This is a genomic window from Pseudomonas sp. NFPP25 (genome assembly GCF_900116505.1).
In the GTDB taxonomy this organism is placed as follows: Bacteria; Pseudomonadota; Gammaproteobacteria; order Pseudomonadales; family Pseudomonadaceae; genus Aquipseudomonas; species Aquipseudomonas protegens.
In genome coordinates, this window is sequence record NZ_FPBG01000002.1 from 935,806 (window position 1) to 954,199 (window position 18,394).

The window sequence follows — 18,394 nt, forward strand, 5'->3', positions numbered from 1 at the left end:
CGGGCGAGTCTTTAATGCGCCAGATAATTTTCCTCAGGTCTCAGCCCATCGCGCTTTGCAATGCCAGGTCCCAGGGCGGAACCGGGCTGAAGCGGCTTTTCAGGTACTCCAGCAGCAGGCGGCTACGGGCATTGGGGTGCTGTTCCATGCGCAAGGCGTAGATGCCGGCGGTTTCCGGCTTGGGCAGGCCGCCTTCGCAGAACAGCGGCACCAGTTCGCCGCGCAGCAGGTATTCACTCACCAGCCAGGTGGGCAGGTGGGCAATGCCCAGCCCGGCCAAGGCCCCGGAAAGCAGGGCTTCAGCGTTGTTGGCACCAAGGCGTATACGCTGCGGACGATGGCTCTGCACCTGGCCGTCAAGCTCGAAGCGCCAGGCGAACAGCGGCGCCAGGCCATCCCAGTCGAGGCCGTCGTGCTGGCTGAGTTCGGCGGGGTGGCTGGGGGTGCCGCGGCTTTTCAGGTAGGAGGGGCTGGCACAGGCGATACGCACGAAGCTGGCCAGGGAGGTGGCGACCATCCGCGTGTCCACGCGCTGGCCGGCGCGCAGCACCAGGTCGACCTTGCCCAAGTGGGAGCCCTGCATGTCGACAAAGCTGTCGATCAGGTGCAACTGCACATCCAGCCCGGGGTAGAGCACCAGGAAATCGGCAATGGCCGGCGCCAGGTGGCGGCGCCCGAAGGCAGCGGGGGCGTCGATGCGGATCAGGCCCTCCGGGGCATGGCTCAGGGAAACTGCCTCGGCCCGAGCCAGTTGCAGCTCGGCAACGATACGCCGGGCCCGTTCGGCAAAGGCCTGGCCGGCGGCGGTGGCGACCACGGCGTGGGTGGTACGCATGAACAGAGTGGTGCCCACGGCGTTTTCCAGGCTGTCGATGCGCCGGGCCACGGCGGAGGGCGTCAGCGGATGGCGGCGTGCCGCGGCGGAAAAGCTGCCCGCCTCCAGCACATCAAGAAACAGCCCCAGTTGTTCGGTCAGTGTATTGGGATTCATGATCAGCTCGCTTATGCGAAAACGGCAAAGCCATTGTGCGTTGCTATGCGTTTCCGTGCCAGGGCCGACTGCGTAGCATGCAGCTCTCAGGTGAGGAGAGCGGTTGTGATCGAGTTGATGATGTATCTGTTGTTGGGCGCGGCGCTGGGTACGGTGGGCGGGCTGTTCGGTATTGGCGGTGGCTTAATCGCGATTCCGGTGCTCGGCGTGCTGTTTGGCCTGGACCAGCAGATTGCCCAGGGCACGGCGCTGGTCATGGTTGTACCCAATGTGCTACTCGCGCTGTGGCGCTATCACCAGCGCAACCGCATAGAGGCGCGCCACGCCTTGCCCCTGGCCCTGATGGGGTTCAGTTTCGCCTGGCTGGGCTCGATCTGGGCGGTGGGCATCGATGCACAGAAGATGCGCATCGGCTTTGTCGCCTTTCTTCTGGTGCTGTCGGCCTACAACCTGCTGCGCATGTTCATGGCCAGTGCCCCGGCCAGCAGCGAGATGCGTTACCCCTGGCCTTGGCTCGGGGTATTGGGCGCCGCTTCCGGGGCCATGGGCGGGCTGTTCGGGGTGGGGGGCGCAGTGGTTGCCACGCCGGTACTGACCAGTGTCTTCGGCACCACCCAGGTGGTAGCACAGGGTTTGTCCCTGGCGCTGGCGCTACCCAGCACCGGGGTCACCCTGGTGACCTATGGCTTTCACCATCAGGTGGACTGGGCGATCGGTCTGCCGCTGGCAGCCGGTGGCTTGCTGAGCATCAGTTGGGGGGTGAAGGTCGCCCACGCCTTGCCCGAGCGGCTGTTGCGCGGCCTGTTCTGCGGCTTCCTGGTGGTGTGTGCGGTGATGCTGGCGTTTAAAGTTTGAAGCCTTCGACGATGTGTTCGGCCAGGCATTCGGTGATGGGCGAGGGCTGGTTGAGGTTGCGCAGCAGCATGATGCTGGCCTCGGGCAGCTCCGGCAGCCCTTCGTTCTCGCCGAGGATGCGCAGGTCCGGCGTGATCAGGCTTTCCAGCTGCGCGGTGATCGCCAGCCCGGCGCTGACCACCGCCATGATTGCCGACAGGCTGGAGCTGTTGTAGGCAATGCGATAGTCGAGGCCGATGGCATCCAGGGCGTTGCAGGCCCACAGCCGGCAAAAGCAGTCGCTGTTGAACATCGCCAGCGGCAGTGGCGTCTGTTCATGGGGCGTGAAGCACTGGGCCACGGCCCAGACGAAGCGCTCCTTGCGCAGGAGTTGGCCGATCTCGTTGCCCGGCTCTCGGGTGACGATGGTCAGGTCCAGGTCCTGGCGTTGCAGCAGTTGCTTGGACGATTCGCAATGCACTTCGATCTGGATCAGCGGGTAGCTCTGGGCGAAGCGCGACAGAATCCCCGGTAGAAAACGCATCACATAGTCATCCGGCGTGCCGATGCGCACCAGCCCCACCATGTGTGGTTCGCGCAGGGTATTGAACACTTCGCTATGCAGTTTCAGGATGCGCCGGGCATAGCCCAGCAGTACCTGGCCCTCGGCGGTCAGCTTGACCTGGCGTCCGTCGCGCTGGAACAGCTGGCGTTGCAGCACGTCCTCTTCCAGGCGCTTCATCTGCATGCTCACCGCCGATTGGGTGCGGTTGACCCGTTCTCCAGCCCGGGTAAAACCGCCTTCATCGGCGATGGCGACGAAGGTGCGCAGCACTTCGGTGTCGATGCTGGGGAACTGGGACATTGATCAAATCCTGAGATGCATGGGGCAGGAAGCATTCCTGGGCCTGATCTTATTCCTCGAAAGGCCATGGCGTCATCCCTGGCGTTGCGCTTGCAGCCAGGCCAGCACCTGCCGGGCGTTCTGGTCCGGTGGAAACACCGGGTAGAACACCTTTTCGATCTGCCCGGCCTTGAGAATCAGAGTCAGGCGTTTCAGGAAGCGGGTGGCGTTCAATTCGAACATCGGCAGCCCCAGGGCTTCAGCCAATTGCCCCTGTGCATCGGAGAGCAGGGCAAAGGGCAGGTGCAGCCGCTCGACGGCTTCACGTTGATAGTCGCTGTCCTGGCTCGAGAGGCCGAACAGGTTCGCCGCCCCGGCGGCCGCGAGTTCCTCGGCCAGGTCGCGAAAGCCGCAGGACTGCGGGGTACAGCCGCGGGCGCCGGGGGTCATGTCCCAGCCCTCCAGCAGCGGCAAATCCGGTCGTCCCATGCGCGGGTAGACATAGAGCACCGTTATGCCGGGCAGCGTCGACAGGTCGACCCCTTCGCCCGAGGTGGAGGGCAACCGCAGCCCGGGCAAGTGCAGGCCTTGCAAGTGACGGGCTGCGCCATCGTCCTGGGGGGCCGGGATACGCGACCAGTCCACGCTCAACATGTCTCTCATGACGCTTCCTCCTGATCAGTAGCGCTGGGCAATCGCAATAGGGATAGCTGGATAACAGAGTGTCGATAGTGCTCCTTCAGTTCAAGTAGTACTGCGGATAAATGATGTTCGATCCAGCAATTAATGCTCGTGGCTTTTATTGGTTTTGTCTTTGGCTTTAGTTGTGCTGTGTTATTGGCGATAAGCCTTATCGGTGCTGGCTATAAGTTTTCAAAAAAAGGTCTGGAGTGTTGGCTATAAGTTGTCGTTTGCTAATTTCGCTGCGCGATAAAAATCAATGAATATGCCCTGGGCCGATTAATGGTCAACTTTGTCGTTGTTTGGGTTTGCCTAAAGAAACATCCGCTACTAGTGTTGCGCTTGCCATGTACAGATGGTCTGTACTGGGATTGCGACCAACTTTGGAGGGTCCTTTCATGAACGTGAAAGCGGAACACACTGAGCCAACCACTGCCGAGCTGACACAGCTCAAGACCAAGCTCAAAGCCGGCAAGCTGGCGCCGGAAGACCTCAAGGCGCTGGTGGGCCTGGTGGAACGTACGGAGAAGGCGGCGAAGCAACTTAGGGCAGCCATCGTCGAGTAAATGACGCTAACGCTTTGGAGGGCAGGATCAGAAATGGACCTCACTACTCGAACTACTCATATCGATATATCTGAACCGTTGCGTAGCCCTCCATTTTTAGCGCGCAGCACTATCGGCAGTCACTCGGTACTGCTGCTGGGAAGTCTGGAAGCGCCTATCTCTACACTTAGTGATAATGCTTTTATTGTCGAACGCATTGCCCAGAGTCTCAACTTGTCGGCGCTGGGCGCCCAGTTCAATGCGGAAGAAGTTATTTTTCTGCTGAACGAGCAATATACCGCTGCGGAAGAGTTTGTTTATGGTCACCCCATCTGGCGAAAGATAAGAGAGGGTGATCAAGCTGCGCTCTACGCTTATATCCTGGAAACCCGGCACTACCTGGCTGCCGCGGCCTCGAGGATGTGCCCCTCGGTCAGCCCGGGCATAGGGTTGTCGCCGATCTCCCTGATGCTGTCCAGGCATGCGCTGGAGGAGTGGGATCATGCGCAGTTCTTCAATGAGGCCCTGGAGTTGATCGGCTGTTCCGGCGACATGGTCAGGCTGGCCCGGCCTTTGCCCGCAACCCTGGAGTGGATTCACCTGTCCCGGCAGATCGCGGCCATGGGCGAGCTGGTGTCGGCGGCCTGCTCCGGTTTCATGGAGCACTCCTCGGTGGAGCAGGAGGCGGTGCTGGGTTGGCATGAGTTGCTGGTGGGCCACAACCTGTTGAGCCGCAAGGCGACAGACAAGGTGCTGGGGCATTTTTCCACCGACATCCAGTATGGGCATTCGGATAACTGGAAGAAGGCCGTGCGCACTCAGGACTGCTACCCCGCGCCGGTGGTGGCCACGGTGCTCAATGCAGTCTGCAGCCTCAGCGAAATGATCTACCGCTGGCTGACTGCGCTGGAGCAGGGATGTGCCAGCTCCATTGTCACCGCGGCCCAACTGGTGGCCGAGGAGGGGCTGGACCAACTGTTGCACGCCGCTGATTCGCCCCTGGACGTGGAAATTTTCCAGGGCCTGCCGGTCTGGCCGTCCAGTGTGATGAGCCTGGTCAACGGTGAGCGTTCCGGCGATGACAACCCTGCCGATACCGTCGTTGCGTCCTGCTATGCCCTGGGGCCGCGAATGACGCAACTGGTCATGAGCCCGGCGCCTTTTGGCGCACTGATCACCCAGGTGCATGAGCAGTTGCTCAATGGGCAGAGCTCCAGCGCCGAGAGTGTGGCGGCCATCGAACAGATGACCACCGACTGGCTGGTATCGGTGGACGGCCACGGCCTGTGGCAACAGATGACCGGGGGCTGCGCGGATGAGCTGATCATCGGCTACATGCTGGAGAACTATCATTACCTGGCCTCGGCTACCCGACATGTCAGCCCGGCCATTGCCGCCTGTGCGGATGCGCGGATCCGCGAGAACCTGTTGCAGCACCTGCAGGATGAGCTGACCCACTGCGACATCCTCAAGCCCAGGCTGCGCGAACTGGGAGTCCGGCGCCCGGAAGCGATGCGACCCTTGCCGACCACCACTGCCTTTGTCGGTTATCTCAGCGACCTGGCACGGCATGACTGGAAGGGCTACCTGATCGGTTCGACCTACCTGCAAAAAAGCCTGAGCGAATGCCGTGGCGATGATCGTCACCTGCGTTTCTACTCGCAGGTGTCCGCCAACAACCCGCGCTGCGCAGCGTTGCTGGGGGCCATGGCAGCCCATGACGAACTGGATGACGAGCTGGGCCACGATCAGCGGCCGTCGCTCAACATCGAGTACCTGCTGGCGCGGGGCGACGTGGGCCGTGACTCGGTGGCGCGTGCGGCCATGCTGCCGTCACTGGCCTGGAGCTTTCTGGATGGCATCCGCCAGCACTATTGCACCGGCAAGGACGCGGTGCTGCAGCGCCAGGCCTGGAGCGCAACATGAACCAGCCCTATTTCCAGAACCTGGAGCCCCTGGCGCAGTTGCAGGAATTGTTATTCGAGCGTGATGACTTCGAGGCCCTGGCCAGGCGCTTGCCGGAACCCAGGATGGCTCTGGAAAAGTGGCGCGATGTGTTGCATGGCGAGCTCCTGTCGCTGTTTCGCTGGGGGCTGATTCGCGCCAGGGAGAGCCTGGATGACCAGGGGGCCGGCCAGGGCTATGGCCAGGAAGTCCTGTGCCTGCTGCCCTATTACGGCTTTTGTCTGCATGCAATCCGCCGCGCCGCGCCCTTTGCCTTGATGGGCATACCCACCACGGTGTCGGTGCGTCACGACCGTTATCAGGAGGCCAGTGCAGTGATTGGCGAGTTGGCGGCCGTGCTTGGCGTAAAGGATTGGCTGCGGGTCAGTGAGGAATCCTCGGCAGAGCTGGTGCGGCAGTTTCATGGGCGCGATGGCCTGATCGTGCTCACCGGCAAGCAGTCCACCTACACCAGCCTGCGAAACCACTACCCGGACGCGCGGATCATTGCTGCAACCGGCTGTTGCGGGGTGGTCCTGTCGGTGGAGGAGCAGCCGGCCCGCGTCATCGAGGAACAGCGCCAGGAACACCGGTTGCCGGTCAGTTGCAGCAACCATGGCTACACCGTCCTTGCCGAAGCCCTGACCCCGCAGGCGGCGGTGCTGGCCATCAACGGCGCCCGGCCCGCGGTCAGCAGCACGGTGCAAGAGTTGCTCGGGCAACTGCACCCGTCCATTGTCCTGACTCCCCCTTCGGCTCTGCCGTTGCCCGATGATCTTGGCGGCTACAGCCTGCTGGCCTGTGAAGAGTCGGCGGCGGCCAGCCTCGATGGTTTCGGTCGCGACCCACTGGGCGGCTGGCCGGGGGATTACCGGATCTGAAAGCGGTCCCTGGAAACACCGGTGGGGAACCAAGGCATCAAACCCTGAGATGTATTGCATAAGAAACATTCGTTGGATTGATCCTTGTTCGGGGAAGAGACTGTGCTCATCCCCACTGGAGGACAGGATCATGAAAGCGCAAAAGGGTTATCTGCTGGTTCACAAACTACCAATTCAGGCGTTGTCGTTACGTGCACTATGGCGCCAGGTGGTCCGCTGGCACGAGTTGGCGCAGGAGCGCCGGATGCTTGCCGGCCTGAGCGATTCGGCCCTGCATGACCTGGGGTTGAGCCGGGCGGATGTGGAGCATGAAGCGGTCCGCCCGTTCTGGGACGACCCGATGCACAAATAACCCGGTGGCCACTACACAAGCCGGTCCAGGGTGCGCTAGCGTGCGGGCAGACCAGGAGACGCTCATGCCCGCACTACCTTCTTTCTCGCTCAAGCAGGCCCGCCGACTGGCGCTGGCCGCCCAAGGCTTCGGCGGGCGCCAGCCGCCGGCATCGATCAAGGCCTCCCGACTCAATCAGCAGATCGAGCGCCTGGGCCTGTTGCAGATCGATTCGGTCAACGCCCTGGTGCGCGCCCATTACTTGCCGCTGTTTTCCCGTCTTGGCAGTTATCCACAGCAGCTGCTCGATCAGGCCGCCTGGAGCCAGGGGCGCCAGCGCACCTTGTTCGAGTACTGGGGGCATGAGGCCTCGCTGCTGCCGATGTCCATGTACCCCTTGATGCGCTGGCGCATGCAGCGCGCACGCCAGGGGCAGGGTATCTACTCGCAACTGGCGCGTTTCGGCCAGGAACGCCAGGCCACTCTGCGCCGGGTGCTGGCGGCCGTGGAGCAGCAGGGCGCGCTGGGGGCCGGCAGCCTCTCCACCCGCGAAGAGCGGGCCGGCCCCTGGTGGGACTGGAGCGAAGAAAAGCATGCCCTGGAATGGCTGTTCGCTGCCGGTGAGGTGACAGTGTCCGGCCGCCGCGGTTTCGAGCGTCTGTATGACTTGCCGGAACGGGTGATCCCGGCGGCGATCCTCCAGCAGATGCCGTTGGAGGAAGCCCAGGCCCAGCGCCGGTTGCTGCTGCAGGCGGCCGGGGCACTGGGGGTCGCCACGGAAAAGGACCTGCGGGACTACTTTCGCCTCGATCCCGGCGATAGTCGCGCGCGGCTTGCCGAGTTGTGCGAGTCCGGCGAACTGCTGGGCTGTGAGGTCCAGGGCTGGAAGCAAAGTGCCTATTGCCTGCCCGGGGCGCGGGTGCCGCGCAAGGTCGAAGCCAGCGCGCTGTTGTCACCTTTCGATTCCCTGATCTGGGAGCGTAGCCGTACCGAGCGGCTGTTCGATTTCCGCTACCGCCTGGAGATCTACACGCCTGAGCACAAGCGGGTCTATGGCTATTACGTGCTGCCGTTCCTGCACAACGAGCGGATTGCCGCCCGGGTCGACCTGCGGGCGGAGCGGGCCCAGGGGCGTCTGGCGGTGCACGCGGTGCATGAGGAGCCATTCGGTCTGGACGACGAGGGTGTCCGGGCATTGGCCCTGCAATTGCGAAAGATGGCCGACTGGCTGGGGTGGGAACAGATTCAGCTCAATTGCCAGCGTGATGGCGCGCGACGCCTGCGTGAGGTGCTGGGGTGAAGAGCTTCGCGGGCCAGCCCGCTCCTACACAGCCCTTGCAGGAGCGGGCTAGCCGGCGAAAGCGCTCTTAGCGCTTGACCTGTTTCAAGGTCTCGGCAATCAGGAAGGCCAGTTCCAGTGACTGGTCGGCATTCATCCGCGGGTCGCAATGGGTGTGGTAACGGTCCGACAAACCATCCTCGGTAATCGGCCGGGCACCGCCGATGCATTCGGTGACGTTCTGCCCGGTCATCTCGATATGGATGCCACCGGCATAGCTGCCTTCGGCCTGGTGGACCTGGAAGAACTGCTTGACCTCGGTGAGGATCTGCGCGAAATCCCGGGTCTTGTAGCCGCTGCTGGCCTTGATGGTGTTGCCGTGCATCGGGTCCGAGCTCCACAGCACCTGCTTGCCTTCGCTTTCCACCGCGCGAATCAGCTGTGGCAGGTGATCGCCGACCTTGTTGGCGCCCATGCGCACGATCAGGTTGAGGCGGCCGGGATCGTTTTCCGGGTTGAGGATATCGATCAGGCGGATCAGTTCGTCGGTGTTCATGCTCGGGCCGACCTTGACCCCGATCGGGTTGTTCACCCCGCGCAGGAACTCCACGTGGGCGCCGTCCAGTTGCCGGGTGCGATCGCCGATCCACAGCATGTGCGCCGAGCAGTCGTAGTAGTCGTTGGTCAGGCTGTCGCGGCGCACGAAGGCTTCTTCATAGTTGAGCAGCAACGCTTCGTGGGCGGTGAAGAAGCTGGTTTCGCGCAGTTGCGGCGCGCTGTCCAGGCCGCAGGCACGCATGAAGGCCAGGGTTTCGTCGATGCGGTCTGCCAGTTGGCTGTACTTCTCGGCCAGGGCCGAGTTGGCGATGAAATCCAGGTTCCACTTGTGCACCTGGTGCAGGTCGGCGAAACCGCCCTGGGCGAAGGCTCGCAGCAGGTTGAGGGTGGCGGTGGCCTGGTGGTAGGACTGCAGCAGGCGGTCGGGGTCCGGCACCCGGCTTTTTTCATCGAAACCGATGCCGTTGACGATGTCGCCCCGGTAGGCCGGCAAGGTCACGCCATTGATGGTTTCGTCGTTGGCCGAGCGCGGCTTGGCGAACTGGCCGGCCATGCGCCCGACCTTGACCACCGGGCAGCCGGCGGCAAAGGTCATGACGATGGCCATCTGCAGCAGCACCTTGAAGGTGTCGCGAATCTTCGCCGCGGAGAATTCGGCGAAGCTCTCGGCACAATCGCCACCCTGCAACAGGAATGCCCGGCCCTGGGTGACTTCGGCAAACTGGCGACGCAACTCCCGGGCTTCACCGGCAAACACCAGCGGTGGATAACTGGCCAGGCTTTGCTCGACCTGCAGCAGGTGCGCGGCATCGGGGTAGTGGGGTTGTTGCTGGATCGGCAGGGCGCGCCAGCTGTCGGGGCTCCAGGGTTGGCTCATCGCGGACTCGAGTGCTTTAACGGTGGGAGGGGCATGTTAGCAGCAAATTAGTGCGTGACCTGCTCCTCTCGCTTGGCCGACAATCGCGCCTTTCCCGCTCGCTGCCGAGCGGTTGGTTTATCGCGCCGGCAAGGTTCTGTGCCCGCGCGGCTAGGAGATGAAATGACTGAGGAGCGCGTCGAGCGCCTGCTCGCCGAAGTGCATGACGAATTCGGCATGATCCGGGTCCTGGAAGTGGCGGACTATCGTTTTCTCGAATTTGGCGATGCCATCGAGCAAAGCTGTGTGTTCACGGCGGACCCCAGTTGGCTGGAGTACGACTACACCCGGGCCATGCTGATCGGTGCCCTGTGCCATGAGGCGCCGGAGAGCGCGTTGTTTCTCGGGCTGGGCGCCGGCACCCTGACCCAGGCCTGCCTGAAGTTCCTGCCCCTGGAAGATGTGGAAGCCATCGAACTGCGACCGGACGTGCCGCGCCTGGCTATCGAGTACCTGGGGCTGGACGACGATCCGCGTCTATATATAAGAGTTGGCGATGCCCTGGAGCTGCTGGACAGTGCTGAATCCGCCGACCTGATCTTCGTCGACCTGTACACCGACGTCGGCCCCGGCGTCGGGCATCTGGCCTGGGGGTTTCTGGAGAACTGCCAGAAGCGCCTCAACCCCGGCGGCTGGCTGGTGATCAACCAGTGGGCCACCGATGATGGCAAGCCCCTGGGCGCCGCCCTGTTGCGCGGGCTCTATCACCGCCATTACTGGGAGTTGCCGGTGAAGGAGGGCAACGTGATTCTGATCGTGCCGTCCGACCTCGACCAGGAGCTGGACCTGCCAGGCCTGAATGCCCGGGCCCAAGCCCTGGCCCCACGCTTGGGCTACTCCCTGCAACCCTTGATCAAGGCGATCCGCCCGGCCACATAAGCCCTTGCTGGCGCCGGCTGGCCGGCGAAGCCGATCTGCCGGCCCCTGTTCAGCAGCCCTTGAACACCCCGGGCCGTTTTTCGATCATCGCCCGCACGCCCTCTTTGGCGTCCTCACTGTTCATCAGTTTGTGCACCAGCGGCGCCAGCCCCTGGGCGGCCGCCGTTTCCCCTTCGAGCCTGGCCTGGCGTGCCGACATCAGGGTCGCCTGCACCCCCAGCGGTGCCTGGCGGGCAATCCGTTCGGCCAGTTCGATGGCCCGGGGCAGCAGGTCTTCGCTGGCCATGACCTCCTGCACCAGGCCCAGGCGCAGGGCTTCATGGGCATCGAATTCGTCCCCGGTCAGCAACCAGCGCATGGCATTGCCCCAGCCGGCCAGTTGATGCAGGCGCAGGGTCGCGCCGCCGAAAGGGAAGATTCCGCGTTGCACCTCCATTTGCGCGAAGCGGGTATTGCTGGCGCAGAGATTGATGTCGGAGGCCAGCATCAGCTCGATGCCGATGGTCAGGCAGTAGCCTTGTACGGCGACGATCACCGGCTTGTTCACCCGTGGGCCGCTGAACACGCCCCAGGGGTCGCAGCCACCGGCTGGTGCTTGCCAGCCCTGGGCCAGGGCGGCGCCGACATTGGCCAGGTCCAGGCCTGCGGTGAAGTGCTCGCCGTGGCCGAACACCACCGCTACTCGCGCCTCGCTGCTGGCTTCGAACTCGCCGTAGGCCAGGCTCAACTGGTTGAGCAGCTCGAGGTCGAAGGCATTGCGCTTGGCCACCCGGTCCAGGCCGATAAGGAACAGGTGACCACGTAGTTCACGGCTGACACGGCTGGCACTGGGCTGATTCATGAGCGCTGTCCTGGGAAGAAAGAGGGGAGGTTGGCGCGGGCGGTTTCGTGCACAAAGGTGAACCGTTTAAGCGCGATGACCAACAGCGCCGGGCCTGAGCAAAATAGCGCGCCGCCGAAGTCTGCGCAAAGCCCATGACAATCGGGTGTTCAGCGGATTTTTCCGATAAAAAAAACTCCCTTTTTTGAGTAATTCCGGTATAGTGCGCGCCGGCCTTTAGCCGGGCCACGTTTAGGTAATGCAATTCCCCGAAGTCAGCTTCGGCTGCTTGTCCGCTGCGCGGACTATCCTTGACGATCCATTCATCCAATCGTTTTCGCAAATCCCCGCCGACAAAGCTGCCAGGGTGACTCTTGAGTCTTACACGGCATGCGCAGCTTTGGAGCATGGGTCTTTGCGGATGCACTTAGAGGCAGACCCATGACCCAGGAAATCGGCGGCTTCGCCGCTCTTGAACTTCATCCCAATATTGTCGCTGCAGTAGTCGCTACCGGCTATGAAGAGCCTTCGGCTATTCAGCAGCAGTCGATCCCGATCATCCTTGCCGGTCACGATATGATTGGTCAGGCGCAAACCGGTACCGGTAAGACCGCTGCCTTTGCCCTGCCTATCCTGCACCGCATTGATCCGTCCAAGCGCGAGCCGCAAGCTCTGATCCTGGCCCCAACCCGTGAGTTGGCGCTGCAAGTAGCAACCGCTTTCGAAACCTACGCCAAGCAAATGCCGGGCGTGACTGTTGTGGCCGTCTACGGCGGTGCGCCGATGGGCCCACAACTGAAAGCAATCCGTAATGGCGCACAGATCGTTGTCGCCACTCCGGGCCGTCTGTGCGACCACCTGCGTCGCGACGAAAAAGTCCTGGCCACCGTGAACCACCTGGTTCTCGACGAAGCCGACGAGATGCTCAAGCTGGGCTTCATGGATGACCTGGAAGTGATCTTCAAGGCCATGCCGGAGACCCGCCAGACCGTACTGTTCTCGGCCACCCTGCCGCAGTCGATCCGGGCCATCGCCGAGCGTCACCTGAAAGACCCGAAACACGTCAAGATCCAGAGCAAGACCCAGACCGTCACCGCGATCGAGCAGGCTCACCTGCTGGTTCACGCCGACCAGAAGACCTCTGCCGTTCTGAGCCTGCTGGAAGTTGAAGATTTCGACGCCCTGATCATGTTCGTGCGCACCAAGCAAGCGACCCTGGACCTGGCCAGTGCCCTGGAAGCCAAAGGCTACAAAGCCGCTGCGCTGAACGGCGACATCGCCCAGAACCAGCGTGAGCGCGTGATCGACTCCCTCAAGGATGGCCGCCTGGACATCGTTGTGGCGACCGACGTAGCCGCCCGTGGTCTGGACGTACCGCGCATCACCCACGTATTCAACGTGGACATGCCGTACGACCCGGAATCCTACGTGCACCGTATCGGCCGTACCGGCCGTGCCGGTCGCGAAGGCCGCGCGCTGCTGCTGGTGACTCCACGTGAGCGCCGCATGCTGCAAGTGATCGAGCGTGTAACCGGTCAGAAGGTTGCCGAAGTTCGCCTGCCGGACGCCCAAGCCGTTCTCGATGCCCGCATCAAGAAGCTGACCAACAGCCTGTCGCCGCTGGTGGCTGATGCTGAAGCGACCCACGGTGATCTGCTTGATCGCCTGACCGCCGACATCGGTTGCAGCCCGCGTGCCCTGGCCGCAGCCCTGCTGCGCAAGGCTACCAACGGTCAAGCGCTGAACCTGGCCGCGATCGAGAAAGAGCGTCCACTGGTGCCCAACAGCGCCCCACGTGGCGATCGTCCTGAGCGTTCCGGTGACCGTCCTGATCGTGGTGACCGTGAGCGTCGCGCGCCAATGCCTCTGGGCGAAGGTCGTGCACGCTGCCGTACCGCGCTGGGTGCCCGTGACGGCATCGCTGCCAAGAACCTTCTGGGCGCGATCCTCAATGAAGGCGGCCTGGCCCGTGAAGCTATCGGCCGCATCCAGGTGCGTGACAGCTTCAGCCTGGTCGAGCTGCCGGAGGACGGTCTGGACCGCCTGCTGACCAAGCTCAAGGACACTCGCGTTGCCGGCAAGCAGCTGAAGCTGCGTCGCTATCGCGAAGATTGATCGGCCCCTGGGCTGATTGATCAGGCAAAAAAAATCCCCGACTGGTTCGGGGATTTTTTTTGCCTGTCATTTGCCTTGGCGCTGGCGGCCATCAGCCAAATCGGTAGATGTCCATGCCCAGGGCGCCCAGGGTGAAGCCCTGGTGGGCCACGCTGAATTCGCCACCGGCGCCCCGGGCGAAATACAGCGGCAGCAGGTGTTCATCACTGGGGTGGCTGCGCACGGCATTCGGTGCCTGCTGGCGGTAGTCGTGCAGGGCCGCCTGGTCATCGGCCGCCAGCTTGTCGATCATCCAGTCGCGAAAGGCCTTGGCCCAGGGTTCGACGCTTTCCGGGCCAGCGTGCCAGTCCAGGTCCCGCAGGTTGTGGGTGATGCTGCCGGAGCCGATCAGCAACACGCCCTGTTCCCGCAGGCCCGCGAGGGCATGGCCGATACGGGTCTGCAGGGCCGGGCCCAGGCGGCTGGGCAGCGACAGCTGGACCACCGGGATGTCCGCCTGCGGGTACATCAGCGACAGAGGTACCCAGGTGCCGTGGTCGAAGGGGCGCTGGCTGTCCAGTTGGGCGGGCAGGCCTTCGGCCTGGAGCAGCTCCACTACCTGGGCTGCCAGTTCCGGATCGCCCGGGGCCGGGTATTGCACGGCAAACAGCGCGGCGGGGAAGCCGCCAAAGTCGTGCCAGGTTTCCGGGTGCGGGTTGCAACTGACTCGCAGATCGGAGCTTTCCCAGTGGGCCGAGACCACCAGGATCGCCCTGGGCCGGGGCAGCTCGGCTGCCAGGCGAGCCAGGGCCGGGCCGCTGGCGCCGGGTTCCAGCGCCAGCATGGGAGAGCCGTGGGAGATGAACAGGCTGGGAAGCATGAAGAGGCTCCTGAAGGTTAAGATGCGCCATCTTCAATCAGATCAATGATCTAAATCTAATATAAGTTTTAGCGCTTTTTGATCGAATTTTAAGGACTTCTCATGCAAGCGGACTTTTGGCAAAAGCGCTGGGAGCGCGATCAGATCGGCTTTCACCTGGCAGAGGTCAACCCTTACCTGCAGCAGTACTGGCCGGCCTTGGGCCTGGCGGCGCAAAGCCGCGTGCTGGTGCCCTTGTGCGGCAAGAGCCTGGACCTGATCTGGCTTGCCGACCAAGGGTTCGAGGTGCTGGGCATCGAACTGGCGGAAAAGGCGGTGGAGGATTTCTTTCGTGAGCACCAGTTGCAGCCGCAGATCAGCCAGCACGGGGTGTTCAAGGTCTACGCCCACGGGCCCATTGAGCTCTGGTGCGGCGATTTCTTTGCCCTGACCGCCGAGGACACCGCTGATTGCACGGCCCTGTATGACCGTGCAGCCATGATTGCCTTGCCCTCGCCCATGCGACAGCGCTATGCCGCTCACCTTAATGGCCTGTTGCCGAATGGCAGCAAGGGGCTGCTGATCACCATGGATTACGCCCAAGAGCAGTTGGACGGCCCGCCATTTGCGGTGCTCGACGATGAGGTCCGGCAACGTCTGGGGGGCGTCTGGCAACTGCAGGTAGAAACGGAGCGCGACATTCTTGGCGAGAGCTGGAAGTTTCTCCAGGGTGGCGTGACCCGGCTGGTGGAGAGGGTCTATCGCCTGAGCAAGCAGGGTACCGCGAGATAGGTTTTTGGCGGCCAAGCAAAAGGGCGACTTGCGTCGCCCTTTTGGGTATTGCCTTGCAGTGGATCAGCCGCGACGACGCAGGGCCTCGATACGCTCTTCCAGCGGAGGGTGGCTCATGAACATGCGAGCCAGGCCCTGCTTGATGCCACCGTTGATGCCGAAGGCATTCAGGGTGTCGGGCATGTGCACCGGCAGGCCCTGTTCCGAACGCAGGCGCTGCAGCGCGCCGATCATCGCGTTGGTGCCGGCCAGGCGGGCGCCGGCTTCGTCGGCGCGGTATTCGCGTTTGCGCGAGAACCACATGACGATGGCGCTGGCCAGGATACCCAGAACCAGTTCGGCGAAGATGGTCGCCACGTAGTAGGCGATGCCCTGGCCTTCTTCGTTCTTGAAGATCACCTTGTCGACGAAGTTGCCGATGATCCGTGCGAAGAACATCACGAAAGTGTTCACCACACCCTGGATCAGTGCCAGGGTCACCATGTCACCGTTGGCGACGTGGCCGATCTCGTGGGCCAGCACGGCTTTCACTTCATCGGGCGAAAAACGTTCCAGAAGGCCCTGGCTGACGGCTACCAGCGCATCATTCTTGTTCCAGCCGGTGGCAAAGGCGTTGGCCTCATAGGCTGGGAAAATACCCACTTCGGGCATCTTGATGCCCGCTTCGCGGGACAGTTGCTCGACGGTCTGCAGCAACCATTGCTCATGGCGGGTGCGAGGTTGGGTGATGATCTGCGTGCTGGTGCTCATCTTCGCCATCCACTTGGAGATGAACAGCGAGAACAGCGAACCGGCAAAACCGAAGACCGCACAGAAAATCAGCAGCTGATTGAGGTTCAGATCAACCCCATTGGCCGCCATGAACCCGTTGAAGCCGAAAAGGCTCAGGGTGATGCTGGCAATCAGCACGACCGCAAGGTTAGTGGCCAAAAACAGCAGGATTCGCATCATGGTTGTAGAAATCTCCTCAAGCTAAAGATGTAGCGTACTGCGGGGTATATAAGGTGCGGCAACCGCCTATTCAATACGGCTTCTATTTCAAACTGTGTCGCACAGGCCGGGTCTAGACGCTTGTAGTTCAATGCCATGAGCCAACGCCAGGGCGGCCGCCACCCGGCTGCGGTGCAGAGGTGTGACAGTGGGCAGGACGGAAAGTGCAAGCTTATAGAAGGGGAGTGGAGCAGGGCAGTGAAGATGTGTTGCTGAATTAATCGCAGTGCGACCAGAGAAGGATCGCACTGCGATTTTTCCGTTACTGGCGGTAGGACTTGAGGAAGCTGCCGATCCGACCAATGGCCTGCTCCAGGTCATCCACCCGCGGCAGGGTCACGACGCGGAAGTGATCCGGCCATGGCCAGTTGAAGGCCGTGCCTTGCACCACCAGGAGCTTTTCCGAGAGCAGCAGGTCGAGGACGAACTTCTCGTCGTTGTGGATCGGGCAGATCTTCGGGTCGATCCGCGGGAAGGCATACAGCGCGCCCATGGGCTTGACGCAACTGACCCCGGGAATGTCGTTGAGCAGTTCCCAGGTGCGGTTGCGCTGTTCCAGCAGGCGGCCTGGGGGCAGCACCAGATCGTTGATGCTCTGGTAGCCGCCCAGGGCGGTCTGGATGGCGTGCTGGCTGGGCACGTTGGCGCACAGGCGCATGTTGGCCAGCATGTCGATGCCTTCGATGTAGCTCTGGGCGTGCTGCTTGGGACCGGAAATGGCCACCCAGCCGGAACGGAAACCGGCTACCCGATAGGACTTGGACAGGCCGTTGAAGGTCAGGCACAGCAGGTCCGGGGCCAGCGAGGCGGTGCAGATGTGCACGGCGTCATCGTAGAGGATCTTGTCGTAGATCTCGTCCGAGAACACCACCAGGTTGTGCTGGCGGGCCAGCTCCAGCATGCCCAGCAGTACTTCCCTGGGGTAGACGGCGCCGGTGGGGTTGTTCGGGTTGATGATCACCAGGGCCTTGGTGTTCGGGGTGATCTTGGCCTTGATGTCGGCCAGGTCCGGCCACCAGTTGGCCTGCTCGTCGCACAGGTAGTGCACCGGGTTGCCGCCGGCCAGGCTCACCGCGGCGGTCCACAGCGGGTAGTCGGGGGCCGGTACCAGCACTTCGTCGCCGTTGTTGAGCAGGGCCTGCATGGCCATCACGATCAGCTCGGAAACACCGTTGCCCAGGTAGATGTCTTCGATACCGATGCCTTCCACCTGCTTCTGCTGGTAGTACTGCATCACCGCCTTGCGGGCACTGAACAGGCCCTTGGAGTCGCTGTAGCCCTGGGCAGTGGGCAGGTTGCGGATCACGTCCTGGAGAATTTCGTCCGGCGCTTCGAAACCAAAGGGCGCCGGGTTGCCGATATTCAGCTTGAGGATGCGGTGGCCTTCCTCTTCCAGACGTTTGGCGTGCTTGAGCACTGGGCCGCGAATGTCATAACAGACGTTGGCGAGCTTGTTCGATTTGCTGACCTGCATGGCGATGTGTTCCCGAAAATGAACGATCCAGGCGGAGGATGAACTACCGTACTGGGAATCCTGCCGTGTCACACCGGCCTGTAACCCGCACCGGCTGCGGCAAAATCCGTTTGAATGGGTGTAACGCGGCTGCCAGACTGGCGTCTGACGAGGCGCAATCATACGTGCCGCCCGATCCGTGGAAAAGACACAGATCGGGCTTTTTCCGTTGCAGAGGAAGGACCATGGAAAAGCTGGAAAAAACCCTGGAAGAATGGCGGTCGATGCTCGACCCGGAGCAGTACAACGTCTGCCGGCTCAAGGGCACCGAACGGCCCTTCTCGGGCAAGTACAACGGCACCAAGACCGATGGGGTCTATCACTGCATCTGCTGCAATGAGCCGCTGTTCGATTCCAAGGCCAAGTTTGATTCCGGGTGTGGCTGGCCGAGTTTCTACGAGCCCATTGCCGACAGCGCCATGGTGGAGATCCGTGACATGAGCCACGGCATGATCCGTACCGAAGTGGTCTGCGCCAAGTGCGACGCGCACCTGGGCCACGTGTTCCCGGACGGCCCGCCGCCCACCGGCCTGCGTTACTGCATCAACTCGGTGTGCCTAGACCTGGTGCCGCGCTGACCGGTTGGCGATTCTTCGGAATCGCCTTTTGTTCAATTAAATTGCATGCAATTTAATTGAGCGCT

General features: G+C 62.4%; 18 protein-coding genes and 1 pseudogene. 10 read left to right on the top strand and 9 right to left on the bottom strand.

The features are described 5' to 3' along the window. Window positions 1-40 precede the first annotated feature (40 nt). Window positions 41-991 carry a LysR family transcriptional regulator gene (locus BM382_RS11385; RefSeq protein WP_072442856.1) on the bottom strand — a complete coding sequence of 317 codons (951 nt, stop codon included), beginning with the start codon at window positions 989-991 and terminating at the stop codon, window positions 41-43. 105 nt (window positions 992-1,096) lie between these two features. On the opposite strand from BM382_RS11385, the gene BM382_RS11390 reads away from it, so the two are divergent. Next, complete coding sequence (locus BM382_RS11390) at window positions 1,097-1,846, top strand: sulfite exporter TauE/SafE family protein (RefSeq protein WP_011062534.1); 750 nt, start codon at window positions 1,097-1,099, stop codon at window positions 1,844-1,846. Here the strand turns inward: BM382_RS11390 and BM382_RS11395 are convergent. After that, a complete protein-coding gene (locus tag BM382_RS11395) occupies window positions 1,836-2,690 on the bottom strand; it encodes a LysR substrate-binding domain-containing protein (RefSeq protein WP_011062533.1) in 855 nt (284 codons plus the stop codon). The genes BM382_RS11390 and BM382_RS11395 overlap by 11 nt on opposite strands. Window positions 2,691-2,762: 72 nt before the next feature. Next, entirely contained in the window at window positions 2,763-3,332 is a 570-nt protein-coding gene (locus BM382_RS11400) for a peroxiredoxin (protein WP_072442858.1), read from the bottom strand. Between the two features lie 416 nt (window positions 3,333-3,748). Between BM382_RS11400 and BM382_RS31880 the strand changes: the two genes are divergently transcribed. Then, window positions 3,749-3,916: a hypothetical protein gene (locus tag BM382_RS31880; protein WP_015636538.1), complete on the top strand. Its 168-nt coding sequence runs from the start codon at window positions 3,749-3,751 to the stop codon at window positions 3,914-3,916. Between the two features lie 96 nt (window positions 3,917-4,012). On the opposite strand, the gene BM382_RS11405 is transcribed toward BM382_RS31880, so the two are convergent. Next, a complete protein-coding gene (locus BM382_RS11405; RefSeq protein WP_072442860.1) occupies window positions 4,013-4,255 on the bottom strand; it encodes a hypothetical protein in 243 nt (80 codons plus the stop codon). Between the two features lie 108 nt (window positions 4,256-4,363). Here BM382_RS11405 and BM382_RS11410 point away from each other — a divergent pair, with 108 nt between their 5' ends. The 4 genes from BM382_RS11410 to BM382_RS11425 all read left to right on the top strand — a co-directional run bounded on the left by BM382_RS11410 (window position 4,364) and on the right by BM382_RS11425 (window position 8,351). Beyond that, a complete protein-coding gene (locus tag BM382_RS11410; RefSeq protein ID WP_170866321.1) occupies window positions 4,364-5,821 on the top strand; it encodes a thiaminase II/PqqC family protein in 1,458 nt (485 codons plus the stop codon). After that, a complete protein-coding gene (locus tag BM382_RS11415; RefSeq protein WP_053153090.1) occupies window positions 5,818-6,720 on the top strand; it encodes a hypothetical protein in 903 nt (300 codons plus the stop codon). The genes BM382_RS11410 and BM382_RS11415 overlap by 4 nt, the downstream gene beginning before the upstream one ends. 130 nt (window positions 6,721-6,850) lie before the next feature. After that, complete coding sequence (locus tag BM382_RS11420; RefSeq protein ID WP_041119391.1) at window positions 6,851-7,072, top strand: DUF1127 domain-containing protein; 222 nt, start codon at window positions 6,851-6,853, stop codon at window positions 7,070-7,072. A gap of 64 nt (window positions 7,073-7,136) precedes the next feature. Beyond that, window positions 7,137-8,351 carry a winged helix-turn-helix domain-containing protein gene (locus BM382_RS11425; RefSeq protein WP_072442862.1) on the top strand — a complete coding sequence of 405 codons (1,215 nt, stop codon included), beginning with the start codon at window positions 7,137-7,139 and terminating at the stop codon, window positions 8,349-8,351. A 67-nt stretch (window positions 8,352-8,418) separates the two neighbouring features. Here BM382_RS11425 and BM382_RS11430 read toward each other — a convergent pair whose 3' ends face one another. After that, window positions 8,419-9,765 carry a class II 3-deoxy-7-phosphoheptulonate synthase gene (locus BM382_RS11430; RefSeq protein WP_011062528.1) on the bottom strand — a complete coding sequence of 449 codons (1,347 nt, stop codon included), beginning with the start codon at window positions 9,763-9,765 and terminating at the stop codon, window positions 8,419-8,421. 162 nt (window positions 9,766-9,927) lie between these two features. On the opposite strand from BM382_RS11430, the gene BM382_RS11435 reads away from it, so the two are divergent. After that, entirely contained in the window at window positions 9,928-10,683 is a 756-nt protein-coding gene (locus BM382_RS11435) for a spermidine synthase (RefSeq protein WP_011062527.1), read from the top strand. Between the two features lie 49 nt (window positions 10,684-10,732). Here BM382_RS11435 and BM382_RS11440 read toward each other — a convergent pair whose 3' ends face one another. Then, the gene (locus tag BM382_RS11440; RefSeq protein ID WP_053153080.1) at window positions 10,733-11,524 is read right to left on the bottom strand and encodes a crotonase/enoyl-CoA hydratase family protein; all 792 of its coding nucleotides are present in this window, start codon (window positions 11,522-11,524) and stop codon (window positions 10,733-10,735) included. Between the two features lie 386 nt (window positions 11,525-11,910). Between BM382_RS11440 and BM382_RS11450 the strand changes: the two are divergent. Beyond that, a pseudogene (locus BM382_RS11450) lies at window positions 11,911-13,618 on the top strand (DEAD/DEAH box helicase). A gap of 91 nt (window positions 13,619-13,709) precedes the next feature. Here the strand turns inward: BM382_RS11450 and BM382_RS11455 are convergent. After that, a complete protein-coding gene (locus tag BM382_RS11455) occupies window positions 13,710-14,477 on the bottom strand; it encodes a DODA-type extradiol aromatic ring-opening family dioxygenase (protein WP_053159698.1) in 768 nt (255 codons plus the stop codon). Window positions 14,478-14,579: 102 nt separating this feature from the next. On the opposite strand from BM382_RS11455, the gene BM382_RS11460 reads away from it, so the two are divergent. Continuing rightward, the gene (locus BM382_RS11460; protein ID WP_072442864.1) at window positions 14,580-15,248 is read left to right on the top strand and encodes a thiopurine S-methyltransferase; all 669 of its coding nucleotides are present in this window, start codon (window positions 14,580-14,582) and stop codon (window positions 15,246-15,248) included. Between the two features lie 63 nt (window positions 15,249-15,311). Here BM382_RS11460 and htpX read toward each other — a convergent pair whose 3' ends face one another. Both htpX and BM382_RS11470 read right to left on the bottom strand, forming a co-directional pair. Beyond that, window positions 15,312-16,199, bottom strand: coding sequence for a protease HtpX (htpX, locus tag BM382_RS11465; protein ID WP_015636531.1), 888 nt, complete (start codon window positions 16,197-16,199; stop codon window positions 15,312-15,314). 301 nt (window positions 16,200-16,500) lie between these two features. After that, a complete protein-coding gene (locus BM382_RS11470) occupies window positions 16,501-17,712 on the bottom strand; it encodes a pyridoxal phosphate-dependent aminotransferase (RefSeq protein ID WP_011062521.1) in 1,212 nt (403 codons plus the stop codon). 224 nt (window positions 17,713-17,936) lie between these two features. On the opposite strand from BM382_RS11470, the gene msrB reads away from it, so the two are divergent. Then, a complete protein-coding gene (gene msrB, locus BM382_RS11475; RefSeq protein ID WP_011062520.1) occupies window positions 17,937-18,329 on the top strand; it encodes a peptide-methionine (R)-S-oxide reductase MsrB in 393 nt (130 codons plus the stop codon). Window positions 18,330-18,394: the final 65 nt, after the last annotated feature.

Excerpts from the sequence above, each read along its gene's own strand:
- BM382_RS11385 (WP_072442856.1), bottom strand. The coding sequence starts at position 991 with ATGAATCCCAATACACTGACCGAACAACTGGGGCTGTTTCTTGATGTG.
- BM382_RS11395 (WP_011062533.1), bottom strand. The coding sequence starts at position 2,690 with ATGTCCCAGTTCCCCAGCATCGACACCGAAGTGCTGCGCACCTTCGTC.
- BM382_RS11400 (WP_072442858.1), bottom strand. The coding sequence starts at position 3,332 with ATGAGAGACATGTTGAGCGTGGACTGGTCGCGTATCCCGGCCCCCCAG.
- BM382_RS31880 (WP_015636538.1), top strand. The coding sequence starts at position 3,749 with ATGAACGTGAAAGCGGAACACACTGAGCCAACCACTGCCGAGCTGACA.
- BM382_RS11410 (WP_170866321.1), top strand. The coding sequence starts at position 4,364 with ATGCTGTCCAGGCATGCGCTGGAGGAGTGGGATCATGCGCAGTTCTTC.
- BM382_RS11415 (WP_053153090.1), top strand. The coding sequence starts at position 5,818 with ATGAACCAGCCCTATTTCCAGAACCTGGAGCCCCTGGCGCAGTTGCAG.
- BM382_RS11420 (WP_041119391.1), top strand. The coding sequence starts at position 6,851 with ATGAAAGCGCAAAAGGGTTATCTGCTGGTTCACAAACTACCAATTCAG.
- BM382_RS11425 (WP_072442862.1), top strand. The coding sequence starts at position 7,137 with ATGCCCGCACTACCTTCTTTCTCGCTCAAGCAGGCCCGCCGACTGGCG.
- BM382_RS11430 (WP_011062528.1), bottom strand. The coding sequence starts at position 9,765 with ATGAGCCAACCCTGGAGCCCCGACAGCTGGCGCGCCCTGCCGATCCAG.
- BM382_RS11435 (WP_011062527.1), top strand. The coding sequence starts at position 9,928 with ATGACTGAGGAGCGCGTCGAGCGCCTGCTCGCCGAAGTGCATGACGAA.
- BM382_RS11440 (WP_053153080.1), bottom strand. The coding sequence starts at position 11,524 with ATGAATCAGCCCAGTGCCAGCCGTGTCAGCCGTGAACTACGTGGTCAC.
- BM382_RS11455 (WP_053159698.1), bottom strand. The coding sequence starts at position 14,477 with ATGCTTCCCAGCCTGTTCATCTCCCACGGCTCTCCCATGCTGGCGCTG.
- BM382_RS11460 (WP_072442864.1), top strand. The coding sequence starts at position 14,580 with ATGCAAGCGGACTTTTGGCAAAAGCGCTGGGAGCGCGATCAGATCGGC.
- htpX (WP_015636531.1), bottom strand. The coding sequence starts at position 16,199 with ATGATGCGAATCCTGCTGTTTTTGGCCACTAACCTTGCGGTCGTGCTG.
- BM382_RS11470 (WP_011062521.1), bottom strand. The coding sequence starts at position 17,712 with ATGCAGGTCAGCAAATCGAACAAGCTCGCCAACGTCTGTTATGACATT.
- msrB (WP_011062520.1), top strand. The coding sequence starts at position 17,937 with ATGGAAAAGCTGGAAAAAACCCTGGAAGAATGGCGGTCGATGCTCGAC.